Source organism: Chryseobacterium sp. HR92 (assembly GCF_045689405.1).
GTDB lineage: Bacteria > Bacteroidota > Bacteroidia > Flavobacteriales > Weeksellaceae > Chryseobacterium > Chryseobacterium viscerum_A.
The window spans coordinates 2038230-2058568 of sequence record NZ_CP139139.1 but is presented as its reverse complement, the minus strand read 5'-3'; the positions used below and the strand labels follow the sequence as shown (position 1 = coordinate 2058568).

At 35.0% G+C, this 20339-nt stretch carries 18 protein-coding genes; 9 read left to right on the top strand and 9 right to left on the bottom strand.

Annotation, left to right across the window (positions count from 1 at the left end; translation table 11 throughout):
* Positions 1–497: 497 nt before the first annotated feature.
* Positions 498–1865 (bottom strand): helix-turn-helix transcriptional regulator, encoded by a 1368-nt coding sequence (locus SFA27_RS09190; protein WP_407297825.1) that lies wholly within the window; start codon positions 1863–1865, stop codon positions 498–500.
* Positions 1866–2132: 267 nt separating this feature from the next.
* Between SFA27_RS09190 and SFA27_RS09185 the strand changes: the two genes are divergently transcribed.
* From SFA27_RS09185 to SFA27_RS09175, 3 genes are all read left to right on the top strand, one after another.
* Positions 2133–5138, top strand: coding sequence for a reprolysin-like metallopeptidase (locus tag SFA27_RS09185; protein WP_407297823.1), 3006 nt, complete (start codon positions 2133–2135; stop codon positions 5136–5138).
* 361 nt (positions 5139–5499) lie between these two features.
* Complete coding sequence (locus SFA27_RS09180) at positions 5500–6735, top strand: PKD domain-containing protein (protein WP_407297821.1); 1236 nt, start codon at positions 5500–5502, stop codon at positions 6733–6735.
* A 212-nt stretch (positions 6736–6947) separates the two neighbouring features.
* Positions 6948–7355 carry a lipocalin family protein gene (locus SFA27_RS09175; RefSeq protein WP_407297819.1) on the top strand — a complete coding sequence of 136 codons (408 nt, stop codon included), beginning with the start codon at positions 6948–6950 and terminating at the stop codon, positions 7353–7355.
* 183 nt (positions 7356–7538) lie between these two features.
* Here the strand turns inward: SFA27_RS09175 and SFA27_RS09170 are convergent, their stop codons facing one another.
* The 4 genes from SFA27_RS09170 to SFA27_RS09155 all read right to left on the bottom strand — a co-directional run bounded on the left by SFA27_RS09170 (position 7539) and on the right by SFA27_RS09155 (position 11782).
* Complete coding sequence (locus SFA27_RS09170; RefSeq protein ID WP_047377510.1) at positions 7539–8705, bottom strand: iron-containing alcohol dehydrogenase; 1167 nt, start codon at positions 8703–8705, stop codon at positions 7539–7541.
* Between the two features lie 67 nt (positions 8706–8772).
* The gene (locus tag SFA27_RS09165) at positions 8773–9648 is read right to left on the bottom strand and encodes an AraC family transcriptional regulator (protein ID WP_407297816.1); all 876 of its coding nucleotides are present in this window, start codon (positions 9646–9648) and stop codon (positions 8773–8775) included.
* Between the two features lie 109 nt (positions 9649–9757).
* Positions 9758–10087, bottom strand: a complete 330-nt coding sequence (locus SFA27_RS09160) for a helix-turn-helix domain-containing protein (RefSeq protein WP_264517683.1) — start codon at positions 10085–10087, stop codon at positions 9758–9760.
* A gap of 267 nt (positions 10088–10354) precedes the next feature.
* Entirely contained in the window at positions 10355–11782 is a 1428-nt protein-coding gene (locus tag SFA27_RS09155) for a helix-turn-helix transcriptional regulator (protein WP_407297814.1), read from the bottom strand.
* A gap of 651 nt (positions 11783–12433) precedes the next feature.
* Here SFA27_RS09155 and SFA27_RS09150 point away from each other — a divergent pair.
* The 6 genes from SFA27_RS09150 (at position 12434) to SFA27_RS09125 (ending at position 17568) form a co-directional block, all read left to right on the top strand.
* Positions 12434–13213, top strand: a complete 780-nt coding sequence (locus SFA27_RS09150; protein WP_264517681.1) for a hypothetical protein — start codon at positions 12434–12436, stop codon at positions 13211–13213.
* Between the two features lie 67 nt (positions 13214–13280).
* Complete coding sequence (locus tag SFA27_RS09145; RefSeq protein ID WP_264517680.1) at positions 13281–13703, top strand: transposase; 423 nt, start codon at positions 13281–13283, stop codon at positions 13701–13703.
* Between the two features lie 292 nt (positions 13704–13995).
* Complete coding sequence (locus tag SFA27_RS09140) at positions 13996–14583, top strand: TetR/AcrR family transcriptional regulator (RefSeq protein ID WP_047377515.1); 588 nt, start codon at positions 13996–13998, stop codon at positions 14581–14583.
* Positions 14584–14680: 97 nt separating this feature from the next.
* On the top strand, positions 14681–15487 hold the full coding sequence (locus SFA27_RS09135) for an SDR family NAD(P)-dependent oxidoreductase (protein WP_264517679.1): 807 nt from the start codon (positions 14681–14683) through the stop codon (positions 15485–15487).
* Positions 15488–15766: 279 nt separating this feature from the next.
* Positions 15767–17065, top strand: coding sequence for an epoxide hydrolase family protein (locus SFA27_RS09130; RefSeq protein ID WP_407297811.1), 1299 nt, complete (start codon positions 15767–15769; stop codon positions 17063–17065).
* Between the two features lie 44 nt (positions 17066–17109).
* Positions 17110–17568 carry an organic hydroperoxide resistance protein gene (locus tag SFA27_RS09125; RefSeq protein WP_407297809.1) on the top strand — a complete coding sequence of 153 codons (459 nt, stop codon included), beginning with the start codon at positions 17110–17112 and terminating at the stop codon, positions 17566–17568.
* Between the two features lie 236 nt (positions 17569–17804).
* Here SFA27_RS09125 and SFA27_RS09120 read toward each other — a convergent pair whose 3' ends face one another.
* From SFA27_RS09120 to SFA27_RS09105, 4 genes are all read right to left on the bottom strand, one after another.
* Positions 17805–18137 (bottom strand): helix-turn-helix domain-containing protein, encoded by a 333-nt coding sequence (locus SFA27_RS09120; protein ID WP_407297807.1) that lies wholly within the window; start codon positions 18135–18137, stop codon positions 17805–17807.
* Positions 18113–18532, bottom strand: coding sequence for a transposase (locus SFA27_RS09115; protein WP_407297805.1), 420 nt, complete (start codon positions 18530–18532; stop codon positions 18113–18115). The genes SFA27_RS09120 and SFA27_RS09115 overlap by 25 nt, the downstream gene beginning before the upstream one ends.
* 33 nt (positions 18533–18565) lie before the next feature.
* Positions 18566–19036, bottom strand: coding sequence for a hypothetical protein (locus SFA27_RS09110; protein WP_407297803.1), 471 nt, complete (start codon positions 19034–19036; stop codon positions 18566–18568).
* 115 nt (positions 19037–19151) lie between these two features.
* Complete coding sequence (locus tag SFA27_RS09105; RefSeq protein ID WP_156118430.1) at positions 19152–20039, bottom strand: hypothetical protein; 888 nt, start codon at positions 20037–20039, stop codon at positions 19152–19154.
* Positions 20040–20339: the final 300 nt, after the last annotated feature.

Genomic DNA, 20339 nt, shown 5'->3' with positions numbered 1-20339 from the left:
ACAATACATGACGAACTTACAATATCTTAATTCAGTATATACCACATAAATTCTATGAAAAAATTACTCCCTTATTTGTTTTTGTTCATTGCAATCTTTGTAAAACCACAGAATGATAATTGCTCTGGAACTAATCAAATCACTGTGGAAACAAATATTGCATCAGCAGCAATTACTTTCTATTACTGATACATTAAAAAACAGGTTAAAACAATTGAAAAACCGTAATCTCAATTGTATCTGAATGATGTAAAAGCAGGATTATACCTGATTATTTTAAAAATGACAGACGGAACTACAAAAACAATTAAAAAATAACAGCTTTTCAGAATCAGAAAATAGTTTTTAATATTTAGGATATCTTCAGCCTGCAGGTTTGTGTTATTTTTCTGCAGGTTTTTTAAAAAATTTGAAAGTTCAAAACACATTATACTTTTTCACATTTGCACAGAGGCTATTTCATGAATGAGACAGCCTTTGTTTTTTTATAGATAATTTTATTTCAATAATTTGGAAAACCAAACATAGATATCCATATCACCGGGAATATTCAGTTTTTTTCGCAGATTGTATTTCCTGGTCTGTACAGTTCGTACTGAGGTAAATGTATAGTCTGCAATTTCTTTGGTAGAAAAATTCAGGTATATGTAAGCACAAAATCTTATTTCTGATATTTTTAAAGGAGAAACTTTAAGCAGTTCTTCTGAAAAACGTGGACAGTATTCATTAAAACGGGTCAAAAATTCAGGATTATTTTCTTTGGCAAGCTGTATAACTTCCTTAAAAATACTCTCCTGAACGGGTGAATGATGAGGTACATCAATCTTATCCAAATTTTTGCTTTTGTGCTTTCTGTAGTAATACAGGAAAAGAATAATAAAAAGAATACATATGGTAATACTTACTGATAAGATGAAGAAGAGACTTTTTGTTTCTTTTTTTCTTTTAGTGATTTCCAATTCGTTCTGTTTATCTACAGTATCATTTAAAGTCCGGTATTGTTCACTGCTTGAAGACTCTATATCCAGCAGCCAGTTAGAATAATAACCAATACTGTCTTTTTGCCCCACACTCTCGTATAAAGCTTTAAGTTCATCAGCTACAGCTATTTGATAATTTTCGCTTTTATAGTAATTCTTAGCAATATTTTTACATATCCATAAATAATGTTGAGCCTGCGAGATATTTTTAACGGCTTTGAAATATCTTCCGGCATAGAAAGCGGTAATATATTTTATCCCGATATCATCTATCTTTTTTTCATTCTGAATAGCTTCATCAATATAAATTTTTGCTGAGTCCAATTGATTGAGATCTGTATATATACCGCCAAGGTAGGCTGAGGTTTTATAACTGTTACTCAATCTGTTTTTATCTATCCGGTAACGGTTCCCTTTATTTTCTCTGTAAATTTTCGAATATTTATAAGCTGTTTTATTATACTTTAATGCCAGGTCTTTTTTATTGACTTCATCATATTTACTGGCATACTGCCGGTTAATTAAATAAATAAAATAAGCATTATTGGTTTTCATTGCGTCATCATAAATCTCATCCAACTGCTTAAAAGAAGCAACCCTCTCCCCTAATTTCTGGTATAAAAAAGATTTCTGTAAATGAAGATAAAATATAACTTCAAAGTCTGTATTAGAATTGATGAGGTTTTCATTCTCTACTTTATTGATATAATAGAAAGACTTTTTTGTATCATTAAGCTTATCATAGATATTGGCAATCTTAAGATACCCTAGTGCAACACAATTATTATAGGACTCTTTTCTACATACCCTAATAAAGCTGTCAATTTTTTCTATTTCTTTAGGACCAGCAGTAGAATAATCTATATCAAAAAGAACATTCTTCATTTCTACCTCTGTACGCTGTGAATACAAAAAGGAAGAAATCAAAAAAAGTAAAACAGTCAGTCTTTTTACCATAATCCTAATAAAACCTAAATATAATATTAATACTATACCAATGCAGCACTACCGAAAAACACATACGTATTACATACTCTATGTGACAAAACCGCAAACAAACATCGTTTGAATTACAAAATTAGCAATTACTTTTGAATACTCGAATTTTATATTCAATCTTCAAATACCATTGTTAAATACCTAATTTTTAAAATGAGAAAAACTCTATTATCATTATTTTTGATATCAGGCTTCTGTCTTTCCAATGCCCAAAGATGGGAACCCGCTTCACAGAAAACATCTGATATCAGAAGAGAGGTTAAAATCAAGTTTGCTTACAAAACTGATATTAATGCATTGATACAGTTATTAAAAAATGCTGAAGAAACCGGAGCTAATGCAAAAGGTGTCACTATCCAGCTGCCAACAGCAGAGGGAACCATAGAAAGATTTGCCGTATACAGCAATCCTGTAATGGAAAAATCACTGGCTGAAAAATATGGATTGGGATCTTATGTAGGAGTCGGGATTGATGATCCTTCCAAATATGTAAGGTTCAGTACATCCCCTACAGAAATACAGTCTATGATCATCAAAGACGGTATCTTTCAGTTTATAGAACCTATTACGACGGATAAAAAGACCTATGGTGTATTCTATAAAACCGAAAGAACAGATTCTGAACATGGCTTTAGCTGCAGCATGGAAGGGAAAAAGGAATTAGACATCAAATCTTTAAAAAAATCCGGAAAAAACAAACTGGCCGGAATCAATATTACCGGAAGACCCGCCGCATCAATGTACAGAACCTACAGACTGGCTTTGTCTGCAACTGGTGAATATACAACACTTTTCGGAGGGGTTGCAGGTGCTCTTGCCCAAATGAATAATACCATGACCCGTGTAAACGGTGTTTTTGAAAAAGAATTTGCTATTCATCTTACTATACAGAATCTTCCTAATATCATCTACGCTAATGCCGCTAACGATCCTTATACCAATGATTTAAATGGGCAACTGCAACAAACCTTAACCGCTCAGGTAGGTGATGCCAATTATGATATCGGACATGTCTTTAATGCGGCCGGAGGAAATGGAAATGCAGGCTGTATAGGCTGTATATGTACCGATCCAACCGCAGCGGAGCCGTTGGGTAAAGGTTCTGCGTTTACACAAAACCAGAATCCTGTGGGAGATACATTTGATATTGATTATGTAGCCCATGAAATGGGGCATCAGCTTGGTGGCAACCATACCTTTTCTACCAATACGGAAGGTTCAGATGTCAATGTAGAACCTGGAGGAGGTACAACAATTATGGGATATGCCGGAATCACGGCCAATAATGTTCAGATGAACAGTGATGCCTATTTCCATTATTCATCAATCAATCAAATCCTTACGAACCTTGAAAGTAAAGTTGGATGCGGCGTAGCTCAAAATATTGCCAACAATAATGCACCAGCCATTACACCACTTGTTTCCTATAATATTCCCAAGGGAACAGCTTATTACCTGGATGCCAATGCTGTTGATGCCAACGGGGATCAGTTGACGTATAACTGGGAACAATATGACAGCGTAGGTTCTACCAACTCAATTTCAGGAGATAGCGGCTGGGGGTTCAATCCTGAAGGCTCTCTTACGCGTTCTTATCCTGCAGTAGCCACCGGAAGAAGATATTTTCCGAGTCTGCCTATTGTAATGAGTGGTAAATTAACCAATAAGGACACCTGGGAAACGGTTTCATATATCCCAAGAGTATTACACTATGCTGTATCTGTACGTGATAATAATGCGAACCGACCACTAACTATTTCTGCTGAAAATACAGTTACAGTTGGAAATGACGGGCCTTTCAAATTTAAAGGACTAAGCACTTCTTCTACCCTGTATAATAATGCTTCCAATACCATTTCCTGGGATGTTGCCAATACAAACCAGGCTCCTTATAACGTTGCCAATGTAAAGATTGAATATACAACTGATCTAAATAATGGATCAGCATGGACAGAACTGGCAGCCTCCACACCTAATGACGGCAGCTTTGAAATACAGATGCCTGCCACACTACAGGGAAACATTAAGCTGAGAATTTCAGCTGTAGGAAATATATTTTATGCTGTTTCTCCGGCAATTACCGTAGGAAGTGCTCCTGCTTCTTTAAATAATCCTCCAACGGGACTTGCGGCTTTTGAAAATGATATATTAAAAACTTCAGCAACCGTTTCATGGAATCATGTCCCGGGAGCAACCTATTCTGTAAATTACAGGAAAACAGGAACAGCAAACTGGTCCAATGCTGTCAGTCCGATTAATTCAGTATTGCTGAATAATCTTGAGGATGAAACTTCTTATGAAGTTCGTGTTGCATCGGTGATCAATAATGTTCCCGGAGCATTTTCAACTGTTTATAATTTTAAAACAAAAGGATTACGTACAGGATATGACTACTGTCTGATGACTACAGGAGGAAATACACTTAATTCTGGAAATTTCAGTGGAATCCTGAGAGTAACTTTGGCTAATGTAAATTTAGCTGGTAACAGTACTACCGTCCAGCACGCCTATAAAGATTATTCGGAAGATCCTACAAAACTGATTCAGCTTACTCAGGGTGCCCAGTATAATTTGAACTACGTTGTTTATGCCAATCGCGCAGGAGGAGCATTTCAGGATTGGGTACAGGCATGGATTGATTACAATAGAAACGGAGTGTTTGAAAACTCAGAAAGAATAGGGATTGATGGAGCATTACCAAATGCCAATAATGGACATGTGGGTAGTTTTGCATTTGCGGTTCCAGCTAATGCCTACAATGGTGATAAAACATTAAGAATGAGAGTAGCCAGTGGTTTTTTCAATGCTTCAGCTGATGCATGTGCAAGTCCTTTCGTAAATGTAAATGGTGGTGGTGTTTTCTCCAGTGGCTCAGTATGGGATTTCTCTGTAAAGATCAGTGCTGCACTTGGTGTTAAGGAATCTGTTCAGTCATCATCCGATCTTGAAATCTATCCTAATCCGGCAGATACATTTGTAGAGGTGAAAAACCTTAAAGGTAAAGCCGATTACAAAATCTACAGTGCAGACGGAAGACTCGTTCAGGAAGGAAAACTGGACGGACAAAGAATCAACGTTGCTTCACTGATAAAAGGAATGTATGTGATTACTGTAAAGGATGATAAGACTACTTACAATACGAAACTAATCAAGAAATAGTTGTAATAATTAGTGTACCGTGTACCTGTAGGTGATTGATAATGTCTGCAGGTACTTTTCCAGACATCTTTTAAAACAATACAGCCCAATCAATAACTCATTATAAATCAAAGAAATCTCTAACAAAGTAAATAAATTAACATTTTCATTTAAACACCTTTTAATGTTGTACCTGCAGTATAGATTGGGTTTCCTGCAGGTGCTTTTTAAGAGAATTATACTTTAAAAACGGATAAAGAAAAGTATATAACTTCATATTTATAAAAAACATTTTTTAATCATCGTTTGTATTGCGTACCTGCATTAGAAGTGGTTTTCGGCAGGTACCTTTTTTTAAAATCATCATTCAAAAATATAATATATGCTGAAAAAATTACTCTTTCTGATATGCACCGGATTTTCAGTCTTATCATTCTGTCAGTCCGATGAGGTTCTGTTTATAGGAAACAGTGTCACTTATTTTAATGATATGCCTGAAATTTTCAAAAATCTAGCCGTTTCAAAAGGAAAAAATGTTTCCATAACGACACATACTCCGGGCGGAACAGGCTTTGTAAATCACGTAGATGATCCGTCACTGTATCAAAAAATAAGGTCTAAAAACTATAAATATGTTATCATGCAGCCCGGAACCGGCGAATCTGCAGGTCAGTCTTACCCTGTTTCAGTAACAGCTGAACGCGGTCGTAAAATCAGAGACTCTATCCGTAAATACAGTCCTTGTTCTAAAATATTTCTTTACGAAATTCCTTATGGAGTACCATCAGCCAATGAATACAACACTTATTTTGCTTTTCAGCAGAAAATAAAGGATTCCATCACTAAGATGTCTAATCTTATGCAGGTGGAAATGGTTCCTGCCGGTGAGTCTGCAAGGAATTATTACAATGCTACTCAGGATCTTGCCCTTCACGGATCATACAATGACATTCATCCAGGGCCGAAAGGCAGCTATCTTGTGGCAGCTTCTATGTATTCTGCAGTTTTTCAGGATCATATATTTCCATCCGCTTTTTATAATGGATTACCTCAGAACACTGCCGAAAATTTTCAGAATATAGCAGATCAGGTTTTTTTTAATAATCCTGCACAATGGAACAGTAATGTATTCCATCTTCATTCGGATTTTATAGCAGCCATTAATGGAACAACGGTGAACTTTACCAATCATTCCGCAAATTACACTTCAATACTATGGAATTTTGGAGATGGTACAACAGATTCTTCATTAAATCCGGTTCATCAATATACATCTCCAGGAACTTATACCGTTTTCCTGACTGTACATAAAAACTCCTGTTCTGAAACCTATAATAAAATAATTACTCTTGGCTCTCTGGGAACTATGGATCCAAAGGTAAGGCCTGAACTCACGTTTTACCCCAATCCTGTTACAAATTTTTGTTATATCAGGAGTAAAGAAAAATTAAAGAATATTATTGTTTATGATATGACACAAAGAAAACTTAATGACTTGAAAAACCTTGATGTATATGATATAAAAATAGATTTTTCAACTTACAGTAAAGGCGCTTATATGATCAGTATTCTTTATGAAAATGATCTTAGAGAAAGCATTAAGATTATGGTTAAATAATTAAGCAGCTGAAAAAAACTTAATTATCGCTAAATTCAAAAACGTGTAATCATAAATCTACAAAAACCACGCTCAAAAACTACATTTTATCTTAGTTTATAAGAAAATATATGACTTAAGTTTGCAATCCAAGATAAAATTAATAATTACAATATAATAAGACATTAGAATACTTAAAGACAGAATAAACAAACTTATTATTTTTTGATATTATGAAAAAAGCTATTTCATTAGTTATCCTCGGGGTTTTAGCATCATGCAATCCTTCAACTCAGAACAAAAATTTAAAAGAGAGCACGGAGACCTCTTCAGATCCTAACTCCCAAAAAACTAAACTTATAGGAAAATGGTTACAACCTATTCCTGGTCAGGAAAAAGAGAAGCAAGGTTTCGAACTTAATGAAAACGGTGTTGCAGCTTCAGTAAATATTCACACTTTATTGTATGATAAATGGAAAGTTTCTGATGATACACTTTTTTTGTGGTACCACACTGCAGGAGTTCGTCAGGTTTCAAACGATATTGATACATTACTTATTAAAAAACTTAGTGATGATCAGCTCATCATCTCCTATTTAAGAAACCCGAACTTTGAACTCGTTTATAATAAAGGAAAATAAATATTTCCCGTTCAATCAACAGTTACTTTTATTGGTTTTCTTCATATGATGTGTATCGTAAAGAATCCATTAAAATGATGATTAAATAATTAAATAACTGAAAAAAGAGAACTCATCTGAGTTCTCTTTTTATTATATTCCTAATACCTCATTGGATATCATTTCATTGATGATTGCAAAAGATTATCCTGCAACAACTTCTTCCGCATATACAACACCCTCATAACAAGCATTATAAATAGCTCTCAACTCTTCCAACGCAGGAACCCTCGGGTTGAAACCTGTACATGGATCTGCCAAAGCATTGGCTGTAATATAATCAAGATTTTTATCCCAATCTTCTCTTGAAATTCCAAAATCTTTGATTGCTGACTGATTGTTGACTTCAGAGCGTAATGTCTCAATAGCCTGAGCCAGTTCTTCTGTAGTTTCTTTCCCGATTACTCTTGCCAGATCAGGATAGCGTTCTGTAGCCAGAGCATTGTAACGGATCACATTTGGAAGAAAGATAGCGTTTGAAGCTCCATGAGGAATTCCATACAAAGCTCCTACCTGATGAGACAGAGAATGAACAATTCCCAACCATGCATTGTTGAAGGCTAAACCAGCCATAAATGATGCATCATGCATATTCTGACGGGCCTGAATATTACCCGGGTTTTCTACAGCTTCTTTAAGGTTATTAAAAACAATCTCTAATCCTCCTTTGGACAAAGCGTCTGCAATATTGTTATCAATATTTGAAACATAAGCTTCCACACAGTGCGTTAAAGCATCAAGCCCTGTATTGGACGTCACATGAGCCGGCATTGAAGCACAGATTTCTCCATCAATAATAGCTATATCCGGTGTCAATTCATAAGAAACAACAGGATATTTCACTCCTTTCTCTCTGTCGGTAATTACCGCAAGTCCTGTAGTTTCAGTTCCTGTACCGCTTGTAGAAGGAATGGCAATAAATTTAGCTTTATTTCTCAGAACCGGAACTGTGAAAGGCTTGATTAAGGCATCAAATTCCACCTCAGGATATTCGTAAAATACCCACATGATTTTTGCAGCATCAATTGCAGAACATCCTCCCAAACCGATAATCCAGTCGGGCTGGAAAGTATTCATTACCTCTGCACCTTTCAGACATGTTGCCGATGAAGGATCTTCTTCTACCCCTTCAAAAATTTGTGTTTCAATTCCTGCTTCGTTAAGATAAGCCACCGCTTTATCAAGGGTTCCGCTTTTTCTCATGGAGCTCCCTCCTGTTACAATGACTACTTTTTTACCTTGAATATTTTTTAATTCATCAAGACTTCCTGCTCCATGGAAGACTTCGCCTGCAATAAATAATTTGCTCATTTTCTTATCTGATTTTTAATGAGACAAAATTAGACAAGCCTTCACAGACCCTGTTATACAAACGGGACTATGCGTTATACATTTGCGCCAGCTCCTGCTGAAGTTCAGTGGGGGTTTCTTTGAGTTTTGCTTTTACAAATTTATTAAGGGCAGAAGGAGAATTAAAACCCAGATCGAAAGCAATTTCTTTATGAGAAAAATCTGAAAACATCAGCTGTCGTTTAATCTCCGTTAAAATACGGTTGTGTATTACCTGAATAGCTGTCTCTCCGCAATGCTTTTTAGTAATGGAGTTCAGCTTTTTGGTTGTAATAGCCAATTCTTCTGCATAATACTGAACGGTCCTGTATTGTTTGTAATGCTCATTCAGCAGCTTTTTAAACCTTACATAGATAGGTTTGTCCGCTGTTTTCTCATGCAAAACCGGATGTAAACCATGAATGGACTCAATAAGCCCCAGAAGAACAATTTTGATATAAAACCTGGCCTGTTCTTTCTTTATAAGAGTTGGCTGCTCATAAATTTCTTTAATGATTGAAGTGTTGCGTAAGCTTTGTTCAAAATCCTCACGAGAAAGTATTGTACAGTTGAGCTGTGTAGAAAGATTGACATTATAAGTACTCAACTCATTTTTCAGAATATCGGAACAAAACAGTATTTCCTCAAACAGAATAATCTTCCCGATCAGGTCTTCACTTGAATCCCCAATAAAATGTACCTGTTCCGGAAATATCACGGAAATTTTTCCGGCTTTTATCCAGTGAATTTTATCTTCAATATAAACCTGAAGTTTTCCCTGTTCTACAATGAAAATGCAAAAATGGTCTTTTTTGTGGGGTTTTGCATAGTAATCCAAATGATCTTTATTCAAATCAAAAACCCGGAAAGACAGGTTTTTATCCTCCGGTTTCTGAATATTTTTTTTAATCTCCAATTTCTTCATAATTCCTTTTACCAAAACAAATGTAGGGTTAAAAAGGGATATAAACCATTACCTGAAATAACATCTCTCTAAATAATCTGGTGTATCATTTTCTTAAATACACAAGGCATTACAGCAAAAAATGTCTTCTCCATTTGGCAACAGTATTCCGGCTCAATTTAAAACGTCTTGCTAATTCGGAATTATTTAACCTGTTGTTTTTCTGATAATCAAGAATTTCAAGAATCGTTGATTCATCATAAGAACGATGTCTTTGATTATCAAACTCGGTCTTCTTATCCGCTTTCGGGAAAATAATATCATTGATGGTAATAACATCTTTTACTGAAAATCTGCTTTTGGATAATATGGATTCACATTGTTCTTTTTTGGTGGGATGCTTCAATCGTAAGATATCTTCGTATATTCTTTTATAATCAGGTGATTCAGTTTTTTGCATAGATTCTTTATATTTTAATCAAATAATATCCCGGAAAGGGGGCCGAAGTGTGGCTGGTCTCCGGCCAATAATAACTAAACTCTTAGCCACAAAAAATAAATTTATCCTTAAAAAATTCCACTTATGACAATTTTCCTATTTTTACTGGAACACAAATTTGATTAATCTCTAGTATTTTTCCAAAAAAACATATATCACATAGATGTTACAACACGGTGAAACACTCAATTATAAGCAGTAAAATAACGATGATGATATAATAAGCATCTATTTAATTTTTTTCATCCACAGATAAATATCTTCATCCGATGGAATCCCCAATCTTTTACGCAAGCGGTTTTTTCTGGTCTGTACAGATTGAGGCTGCACAAAAGTATACGCAGCAATATCTTTGGTAGAAAAATTAAGAAATAACAGTGCACAAAATTTTAATTCCGTACTCTGCAGTTCAGGTTCTATTTTCAATAATCCTGGGATAAAATCAGGGTAAACCTCCTGAAAACGGGCCAGAAATTGGGGATCATTATTTTTTGCCAACCGAATAACTTCTTCAAAGGCAAAATTCAATTTTTGATTAAGTTCCTGAGCTTCTTTTTCTCTTAAATTCAACACTCTATCTTTATTTTTTATTCTGGTATATACAACAAAAATGACAATACCTGTGCTCACAATTCCTATAAGAATAATATATAATAAAAGGTTGGTTTTATGCTCCAAAGGTTTCTGTTTTTCCTCTACAAGCAGGCCTACAGTATCTTTAAGATTCTCCTCATCTATCCTTTTTAAGCTGTCACTAAGACTAGTATATTTAAGCTCATACTTATTTCCGATATCAATCTGGCCGGTTTTTTCATATGATCTCGCTATTAAACCGTATAGCTCTGATAATTTTCTAAAATTCTTTGCTTTTTTAGCAAGCTTTATTGCTTTTTCATAATCTACAATTGCCGAATCATATTGTTTTCTTACATCGTGAATTTGTCCCAAAAGCTTAAATGTTGCAAAATCATTATTTCCCCACTTAATGGGCACAGATTGAGCAGATTTAATATAAAACTCTGCAGAATCAATTTTGTTTTCGTGGAGCTTTGCTTCTGCTAAAAGTAACATTGCTGCTTTCAAGCTTGAATTCATGCCATCATCCATTCTTTTAGGTTTCTTCAACTCATCAATAATCATCTTTCCATAATAAGCAACAGAGTCATATTGCTTTTTCTCAAGATAGTTTCGCCCTATCTGGACAAGGATCAACCCCTTTATTGCATATCTGGTAGAATCATTTTTTAAATCATTCGCCATCAAAAGATTATTTTTCAGCTTTTTCAGAGCTTCGTCATACATTTTAATTCCTCTGTAATTGATACTATACAATATATTCATGGAAATTTCCTGATCTTCAGCATCCGAATTTTTAAATTCAGGTTCCATCATCTTTAAGAAGTAATTGCTTCTATTATACTTGTATTGCATTGAAAAAGCAAGGGCCAGATTATAATAGGCAGACAATTTACCTTCGGCATAATTAATATGTTTAGCATCATCAAGTATCGAAAGATTTAGTGCTACCATTTCATCCGTATGTCCTTCAATAAGAAGAGCATTAGATTTCGCCAGTCTCTTATCAATAGTTGTTGTGGTAATTTTAGACTGTGCAAACAACAAAAAAGAGAAAAACAAAAAGAAAAATTTCATCATGTAGTAAGTATGTGTAAATAATTTATATAACAAATATAATTGTAAAAAAATATTCAAATTAATACAAATCAAGTATTTAATTATTAAAAAATCATCAATAATAAAAAAAAACAATATCCAACTCAGCATTCTACAAGAGTACATCCTATTGTAAGGACAATGATAAAATATTTAAAGAAAAAAAGAACCGATATAGGTATGACATAGATATGACCTGAGGAATTTTTGTTGCTTTTCTCTTATTTTCTTAATGAATAAAATCCCATTATTATTCAGATCATTTTTCTTCCTCTTACAAGAATCAAATACTACAACTTCTTGATCTAATAGTAAAAAGAATAAGTTTCAGTTTTATCAATTAAAACCATTACACCTTGTGAAATACAAGCTCTATTCTAAGGTTAGCACTGCTCTCTATTCAAAAAATAACAAGTGAATATTTTCAATAGCTTATACCTTGTTTATTAAAAAAAAATAAAACAATGATAACCAGAATGTTAAATCCATGTCATAGCTATGTCATAGATGAAATTTTGCATGGCATAAAGTCTGAAAGTAATATTGCAGAAACAAAATGTATCCTCTTGATTTACAGCACACACACTTATGTTTCTATAAATCTCAGGTAAAAAAATAAAAATCTTTACATCTATGAAAAAATTATTATTACCCATTGTACTATTGACCTCATTGAACGTGTATTCACAGGTTGGTATTCAAACCTCAACTCCTCAGAAGACATTACATGTAAATGGTTCATTACAAGTAGTCAACGAAGTGAATGTAGGTGGAACCGCTACTACAGCCGGCTCACCCGGAATCTCAGGCCAGATTCTTACTTCTCAGGGACCGGGTACTGCGCCTGCTTGGCAGACTTTGAATACGGTAAGCGGAAGTGTTAATGGTGCAATGTATGTTCAAGGGCTTAGTGAAGCCACAGCTACAGCAGGACAAACAATTGATGTACCAGGAGTAACTCTTAATGTAACGGTTCCTCCCGGCAGAACTCAAACCTTACTGTTTACTATTTTAGGATATGCATTAGATATCACCACAGGATCAACATCCCAGGGTGTTTTTACACTTCTACAAAATGGAACTAAAATTTCCTCAGCATATGTATCTAAAGCAGGGTTCTTTCCTAATAGTACTCAAGCAAATTCATCTGTTACTGTTAATATTCATGCTCTTGATACTAATTATTCTTTTCCTGTTCCGTATTCCGGCACCGCAGGATTAGTCAATATGCCTGTTCCTGTAACCTTTCTTAAATCAGTGGTTTTGAATGAAGGAACATACACATTTAAGGTTCAGTATTCTTCATGGGCGGGAACAGCAAGAGTTAATGTAAATCCTACTACTTTCTCCGGATACAATCTAGATAAAGAATGCATGCTTACTAAAATGCAGGTTTTAATATACAACAATTAATTCCGTTAATTTATTCAAAAACATCTTTTGCCTCTTGCAAAAGATGTTTTATTCCAATTCTTTTATTATGCTTTTTAAAGACATCCATATTGGTGAATTGATACAAAAACGGGTAGAAGAAACCGGATTTTCTCCAGACAGACTGCTGAACTTTATGCAATGCAGCGATAAGGAACTTGCAGAGATGTACAAAAGCAAATCTTTGGACGCAGAGATACTTCTTAAATGGAGCAAGCTTTTAACTTATGATTTCTTCAGGATTTACTCTCAGCATCTTTTACTGTATTCACCTCCTCTATCATCAGATTATTATCAAAAATTAAAACACAGAAAAACACAGCTTCCGAAGTTCAGGAAAAATATTTATACCATTGAAATGATTGATTTTATCCTCAATCTCTTAAAAACAAATGAAAAAACCAAACAACAAATAATAGAAGATTACAGGATCCCAAAAACTACTTTGTACAAATGGATCAAAAAATACTGACTGAGCTTTGAATTCCTATAAATTAAGATTTTTAGTTGCTGCATATATTGTAATATCCCTCTATTGAATGTATGCCTTATTTTTCACTTTTTTGTAAACTTCGATTCTATAACACAAATGAGAATTGATCACTGCAGGATTTCGGTCCTGCAGTATGCTATAAAAATAAAACACAACTAAAACAAAATCAAATAATTAGAAAATTAATTTTGTGTTTTTCTCAAAATAACTTACAAAAATTTTGCTTTTATGACCAATCGGTCATATATTTGTACCATTATTTTATTATATCATGGCAAAAGGTGAAGAAACCAGACAGTTCATTATAGAAAAAGCAGCTCCTATTTTTAATACAAAAGGGATTGCAGCTACTTCTATGAGTGATATTATGGAGGCCACTAAATTGTCCAAAGGCAGTATGTATGTCCATTTCGAAAATAAAGAAGTACTGGCCTGCGCCGCTGTTGAACATAATATGAAAATGCTGAGTGATCAACTTCAGAAAACTTTAAGTAGATTCAAAACTTCAAAAGAGCAATTATTCGCATACATTGATTTTTTCAGTGATCCCAACCATCCACCTGTAGTTGGAGGCTGCCCTTTGTTAAACTTTGGAACAGAAGCGGACGATACCAATCCGATAGTTAAAGAAAAGGTAAACCGGGGAATTAAACAAGGAGAAGAATTGCTTTCCGGTATTATAGAAAAAGGAATAATCAATAAAGAATTCAGAGCAGAATGGAATCCGACAGACTTTGCAACCGTTTTATTTGCAATGCTTGAAGGTGGGCACCTAATGTCAAGAATGTCTGGCAATAATGATAAAATAGAAATTATTGGAAATAGTCTGAAAAAGATAATAGAGGAAAATACAGTGTAATTTTTTTTCTCAAAAAAATGACCGATCGGTCATTTAATTTAAAATAGAAAACTTTATAAAAAGTATCATCATAACAATTAATTAAAAAAACAAAACAATGTCAAAAACAGTTTTAATTACAGGAGCATCAAAAGGGTTCGGAAAAGCATGGGCAGAAGCATTTTTAGCAAAAGGATATAACGTGGCAGCAACAGCCAGAAACGTTGAAACGCTTAATGATTTAAAAGAAAAATATGGCGATTCTGTATTGCCTTTAACCTTAGACGTAGATAAGCGCGAAGAATCTTTAGCTGTGGCTCAGAAAGTACAGCAGCACTTTGGAAGCATTGATATCCTGATCAATAATGCAGGATATGCACTAACAGGTGCTATTGAAGAAACAAATGAACAGGAAGCCAGAGCACAGTTCGAAACGAATTTCTTTGGAACTTTATGGCTTACACAAGCAGTACTTCCTATCATGAGAGGTCAGAAAAGCGGCCATATCATTCAGGTTTCTTCTATTCTGGGATTAGCCACTTTACCAACGATGGGACTATACAATGCGTCTAAATTTGCATTAGAAGGGTTAAGTGAAACGTTAGCTACGGAAGTGAAAGAATTCGGAATTCATGTTACTTTGGTAGAACCTAATGGCTATGCTTCCAATATCTGGCATACAGGAATTAATACTCAAAGCAATCCTGTTTATGATAGTCTTAAAAAAGCTTTTTCTGAAGCTGAAACCTCTTTCGGAAGTGTAGAAGCTACAGCACCGGCACTTATCAAATTAGCGGAGACTGAAAATCCTCCATTGCGTTTATTACTTGGAAAAGTAGCTCTTCCTTTTGTAAAACAGAATTATGAACAGCGACTAAAAGTCTGGGAAGAATGGAATGAGGTATCCGTAGAAGCTCACGGATAGTTTTCCAAAATAATACAGTCAAAAAATAAGCTCCGTCCTTCAAAGAATGGAGCTTATTTTTTTATCTTTTTCTGAATCGGACAGCCTACTTACTTTCCTCAGTTTTTCTTTGCCTCTTCACTCATTCTTATCTTATTTTTCTGTTCACCACCTGTAATGTCTATTTCGCTTCAAAATATGACTGCTTGAACAAATCACTTATTTATCAGCCGTTTTCCAGGGCCTAATTTTGTCTCATCAAAAAAGAAAATCAGATTTAAAATTTAAAACAATAAAGCAATGAAAACAACAATTTCAACCATCGTGTTAGCAGCAACTTTTATCCTAAGTACTCCTGCAGTCTTTAAAGCGCAGGCTAATAACATTCCTACGGTTTCGTCAAAATCTGACACAAGTATCCGTCCTTTTCACATCAATATTCCACAATCTCAGCTGGATGAGCTCAAAAGAAGAATTTCAGAGACGCGTTTTCCTGATAAAGAGACAGTAAAAGATGCTTCTCAGGGAATTCAGCTCGATCAGTTACAAGAACTGATCACCTATTGGGGCAATGACTATGACTGGCGAAAAGTGGAGAATAAATTGAATGCTCTCCCGCAATTCGTCACAAAGATTGACGGGCTTGATATCCAGTTCATTCATGTACGTTCAAAAGAATCTAATGCAATGCCTGTAATTCTTACTCACGGCTGGCCGGGTTCTCCGTTAGAATTCATTGATGCCATAGGCCCTCTGACAGATCCTGTAAAATATGGTGGAAAAGCAAGTGATGCTTTTGATGTGATCATCCCTGCTATTCCCGGTTACGGTTTTTCAGAAATCCCTACTGAATTGGGCTGGAATCCGGACCGTGTTGCCCGTGCCTGGGATGTTCTGATGAAAAGACTTGGCTACAACAAATATGTTTCTGAGGGCGGTGACCACGGTTCTGTAATATCTGATGCCTTGGCAAAGCAAGCTCCTTCTGGTCTTTTGGGAATTCATCTTACCATGCCGGCCACCATTCCTGCTGAGCTTGTAAAACCTATCAATGCAGGAGATCCTGTTCCTGCCGGACTTTCCGCTTCAGAAGCAAAGGCCTATAATGCAATGAGTACATTTTTTGGAAGAAATGCAGCCTATGGAGGAATGATGGTAACCCGTCCACAGACGACAGGGTATTTACTTTCCGATTCTCCAGGTGCTTTAGCCGCATTCCTTTACGAGAAAATTGCTGAATGGAGCGAAAGTGATCTTCATCCTGAAAATGTAATCGGCCGTGATGCAATCCTTGATGATATTACGCTTTATTGGCTTACCAATACAGGAGCATCTTCTTCACGTTTCTATTGGGAAAACAATAAAAATAACTTCAGTGCTGAAGCACAGAAAACAAAAGACATTAAAATTCCCGTAGCCATTTCGGTATTTCCTCACGAGATTTATCAGGCTCCTGAAAGCTGGTCAAAACGTGCCTACCCTACCTTATATTATTACCATAAAGCTCCCAAAGGAGGACATTTTGCAGCCTGGGAACAACCACAGGTCTTTACGGAAGAACTCAGAGCGGCTTTCAAAGATTTAAGAAAAAAACTTTAACAACAGATCAGTTAATAATATTGTTCAATTTAAATAATAAAAATATGGAATTAAATACCATTCAGGAAGTAGAAAATACTACCGTAGTTAACATCAGTAAAGTACTGTATTCCGGTAACGTTGTGGTAACCGGCGGACGCAACGGAGAAGCGACAAGCAGTGACGGAAAACTGGACATTGAACTGACCTCTCCCGGAGCAAAAGGAAACGGAACGAATCCGGAACAGTTATTAGCAGCGGGATGGTCTGCATGTTTTATCGGAGCTATGCATTTGGGAGCTGTTAAGATGGGAGTTCATCTTCCTTCAGATCTGTCTGTCAATACCTCAATCGATCTTGCGGCTAATGATGACGGATTTTTTCTGCAGGCTCATTTACAGATCATTTTACCGGGGCTTCCTATAGATGAAGCCAGAAAAGTTGTGGAAACAGCACATGCAACATGCCCCTACTCAAAAGCAACCCGCGGAAATATCAATGTGAAAATAGATGTTGTGGTGTAGTTATCAGAATGTTCTTATACCATTCTGATCGAAAAACCTTCCTTGCTTTTTGCAAGGAAGGTTTTTGTTTAAAAAAAATAGTCAAAACATGAATCAAATACTTAGAAAGAAAATATTTCTCAACTTTACATAGAAACCATAAAAAAGAGCATATCTATCATCAGATATACTCTAAAAACTTAGAAAAAAACAAAATTATAAACAACATTGCTATAGTGGAAAATGTGTTCTTTTCTTTATATTAAAAATGTACGTTTCCATTTGGTCACCGTATTTCTGCTCAGCTTAAAATGGCTGGCCAGCTGGGTATTATTTAATCTATGCTTTTTCTGATAATCGAGGATTTCAAAAATAGCCTGTTTATCATATGATTTGAATTTTTGACTTTCGGATATTCCATCAAAAAAAATGATAGCATTAATCTTCAGTACATCGGATACAGACAGACTGTCCTTGGATAAAAAGCCTTTGACAAATTCTCTTTTATCAGGGCATTTGGCTGCAATAAAGTCATGATAGATCTGTTTATAATTGGGGCCGGTATTTATGACTTGTATTTGCTTATCCATTTATTGAGGGTTGATTTTGGAATTCTGTATTGATTCATGATTTCTAAAACAGTCATCTGTTTATTCTCCAGAAGTTCCAGCATAAAGTCTATAATCTCTTTGGTGTATAAACTTTTTCTGAATTGAGGCAGCTGGGACTGTTTTTCTTTTTTATTGGGGCTGGAAGCGGGTGCGTATAAAATCAAGTGATTGGAGTACAGCCGGAAAAAATCATATTCAAGCAGTTTACACCATTTTAAAAGTACATCTGCACCTACAGACTTTTGAGAATACATTTCTGTAACTTCCTTTTCTGTTTTCTGCAGAAATTTACAGATTCTGTTTATTTCTACATCTTCTTCCTTTACTCTTTTATACAGCAGATCTCCGATATGAATATCTTTTAAATTCTCCATCTTATATTAATTTCTTTACTGTTCAAAATTCCATCATCTCCTTTCGGAAATAAGCTCATGGTTTTTCATGGTCATATTTTTTGTGATATCCCTGAAAAGTAAATTCACCTGATTTTCATTGCAAAAGGTAATATCAATATCCATTCTTAATACCTTTCCCGAAGAACTTAAGAATAGAATAACCAGGTATTTTTTTAAAATTCCTTCCTTGATTTCAATATTTAAGATTTTCCTGTGCGGCATTTCAAAACGAGGTTTTTTACATCCTGAAAGCCATTGATAACTTTTTATAGAAAGGATCTCTCCAGAGTTTTCATATTCGAAGATGAATCTGTTTTTAAGTTTCCCGTATAGCAATACCAAAAGAGTAATAAAAACAAACAATATTGAAAGTAAATGACAACCAAAGAACCTAAGCGTAATAATAGTTCCAAAAAGCAATACAATTACCACGAGCAAAAAAATCATATGATTCATTACTTTTTTCTTATTGTTTATTTTCATTGAACTCTCAAATTGTGAAGATTGCTATGTTAATATATTGTTTTCTATAAAAAATGGTTTGAATTCAAATGGCGGAATATTTCTACTCCGCTCATTATAAAATGTAATTAAAAATCTAATTCTTGTAAAAACTATATCCTGTAGACTGCACTCCCCAGTTCTGTAAAAAAGCAGTATCGGTAATATTAGCACGAGAAGATAAGTTTTCAATTCCGTATAGTAATTCTACTTTGTATTCAGAATCCGGATCAATACTAATCCCTGTTCCGTCACCTACACTGTAATTGGCATAAAGAAAATATCTGTAATTGGCATTGGTAGCACCTCCTGTAGCATATGGATTACCTGAGCTGTCTAAATTTGCTGCATCAAAGAAATACGGTGAAATCTGCGATGTCTGCATTACCACAGTTACGGTATTTTGTTCCGTCCAATCGTTAACTCCAGGTCCTGTTTTTTTATAAAGTCTTGCGTATGCTCTGCTATTGAACAGTACAGGAACTTTAATCTTTCCTGTTCCACCTTCAATGGAAGTTTGAGAAAACGGACCTAAATCAGCGTAATTCATCTCAAACCATAATCCCCAGGATACAGTACCTCTTCGTATAGAGCTTGCAGGAAATTTCAACCCAATTGTAGAATTGGGAACTACCCAGCAATTACTGGCGTCAATCTGAGGAGAACCTCCGTTTTGCGCATTATTTCTTATCGAAGTCAAAGCTACATTCCTGGAATCATTCTGTCTGATATTACTATCCAAATTATATACAATAAAATCGTTGGGATTGACGGGCTTAAATATTCCTATGTTCCCATCTGCATCAGCAACCACGGGAGTTCCTCCGGGAATTAATGGTAAAGTACGGGTACGCAATTCTCCATTGATATCTAATGTTTTTGTAGGAGAAGTCGTATTGATTCCTACATTTCCGGTTTGTCCGGATACGGTAATGGATAGTCCAAGCATTACCACTGCTAAGGATGTAATTTTTCTATTTTTCATAACCTTTGGTTTATTTTTTTCTGACATTCATTTGCTTATTGACTACCTGAATTTTAACAGAGGAGCTCTGAGTCTCCCCTGTATAAACCACCCTGAAATTGTAATTAAAATACGTGGGAACATATTTAACATTCATTGTTAAATCAGGTAATAAATTGTTGAGGCAAAGATCAGATAACCTATACGGATGGTAAAATAATTATTGTAAAAATAGATAGCTGTGATTGTAATTTTAAATTTAATAGTATGTAGTTTAAAAATGACATTGTATACTTTTGCTGGCCGTTAATTTTTCCTAAC

What these genes read in the sequence shown, in the direction of transcription:
- SFA27_RS09125 (WP_407297809.1), top strand. Translation starts at nt 17,110, where the DNA reads ATGGAATTAAATACCATTCAGGAAGTAGAAAATACTACCGTAGTTAAC.
- SFA27_RS09130 (WP_407297811.1), top strand. Translation starts at nt 15,767, where the DNA reads ATGAAAACAACAATTTCAACCATCGTGTTAGCAGCAACTTTTATCCTA.
- SFA27_RS09170 (WP_047377510.1), bottom strand. Translation starts at nt 8,705, where the DNA reads ATGAGCAAATTATTTATTGCAGGCGAAGTCTTCCATGGAGCAGGAAGT.
- SFA27_RS09155 (WP_407297814.1), bottom strand. Translation starts at nt 11,782, where the DNA reads ATGATGAAATTTTTCTTTTTGTTTTTCTCTTTTTTGTTGTTTGCACAG.
- SFA27_RS09185 (WP_407297823.1), top strand. Translation starts at nt 2,133, where the DNA reads ATGAGAAAAACTCTATTATCATTATTTTTGATATCAGGCTTCTGTCTT.
- SFA27_RS09105 (WP_156118430.1), bottom strand. Translation starts at nt 20,039, where the DNA reads ATGAAAAATAGAAAAATTACATCCTTAGCAGTGGTAATGCTTGGACTA.
- SFA27_RS09110 (WP_407297803.1), bottom strand. Translation starts at nt 19,036, where the DNA reads ATGAAAATAAACAATAAGAAAAAAGTAATGAATCATATGATTTTTTTG.
- SFA27_RS09120 (WP_407297807.1), bottom strand. Translation starts at nt 18,137, where the DNA reads ATGGATAAGCAAATACAAGTCATAAATACCGGCCCCAATTATAAACAG.
- SFA27_RS09145 (WP_264517680.1), top strand. Translation starts at nt 13,281, where the DNA reads ATGCTTTTTAAAGACATCCATATTGGTGAATTGATACAAAAACGGGTA.
- SFA27_RS09180 (WP_407297821.1), top strand. Translation starts at nt 5,500, where the DNA reads ATGCTGAAAAAATTACTCTTTCTGATATGCACCGGATTTTCAGTCTTA.
- SFA27_RS09135 (WP_264517679.1), top strand. Translation starts at nt 14,681, where the DNA reads ATGTCAAAAACAGTTTTAATTACAGGAGCATCAAAAGGGTTCGGAAAA.
- SFA27_RS09175 (WP_407297819.1), top strand. Translation starts at nt 6,948, where the DNA reads ATGAAAAAAGCTATTTCATTAGTTATCCTCGGGGTTTTAGCATCATGC.
- SFA27_RS09165 (WP_407297816.1), bottom strand. Translation starts at nt 9,648, where the DNA reads ATGAAGAAATTGGAGATTAAAAAAAATATTCAGAAACCGGAGGATAAA.
- SFA27_RS09150 (WP_264517681.1), top strand. Translation starts at nt 12,434, where the DNA reads ATGAAAAAATTATTATTACCCATTGTACTATTGACCTCATTGAACGTG.
- SFA27_RS09115 (WP_407297805.1), bottom strand. Translation starts at nt 18,532, where the DNA reads ATGGAGAATTTAAAAGATATTCATATCGGAGATCTGCTGTATAAAAGA.
- SFA27_RS09190 (WP_407297825.1), bottom strand. Translation starts at nt 1,865, where the DNA reads ATGAAGAATGTTCTTTTTGATATAGATTATTCTACTGCTGGTCCTAAA.
- SFA27_RS09140 (WP_047377515.1), top strand. Translation starts at nt 13,996, where the DNA reads ATGGCAAAAGGTGAAGAAACCAGACAGTTCATTATAGAAAAAGCAGCT.
- SFA27_RS09160 (WP_264517683.1), bottom strand. Translation starts at nt 10,087, where the DNA reads ATGCAAAAAACTGAATCACCTGATTATAAAAGAATATACGAAGATATC.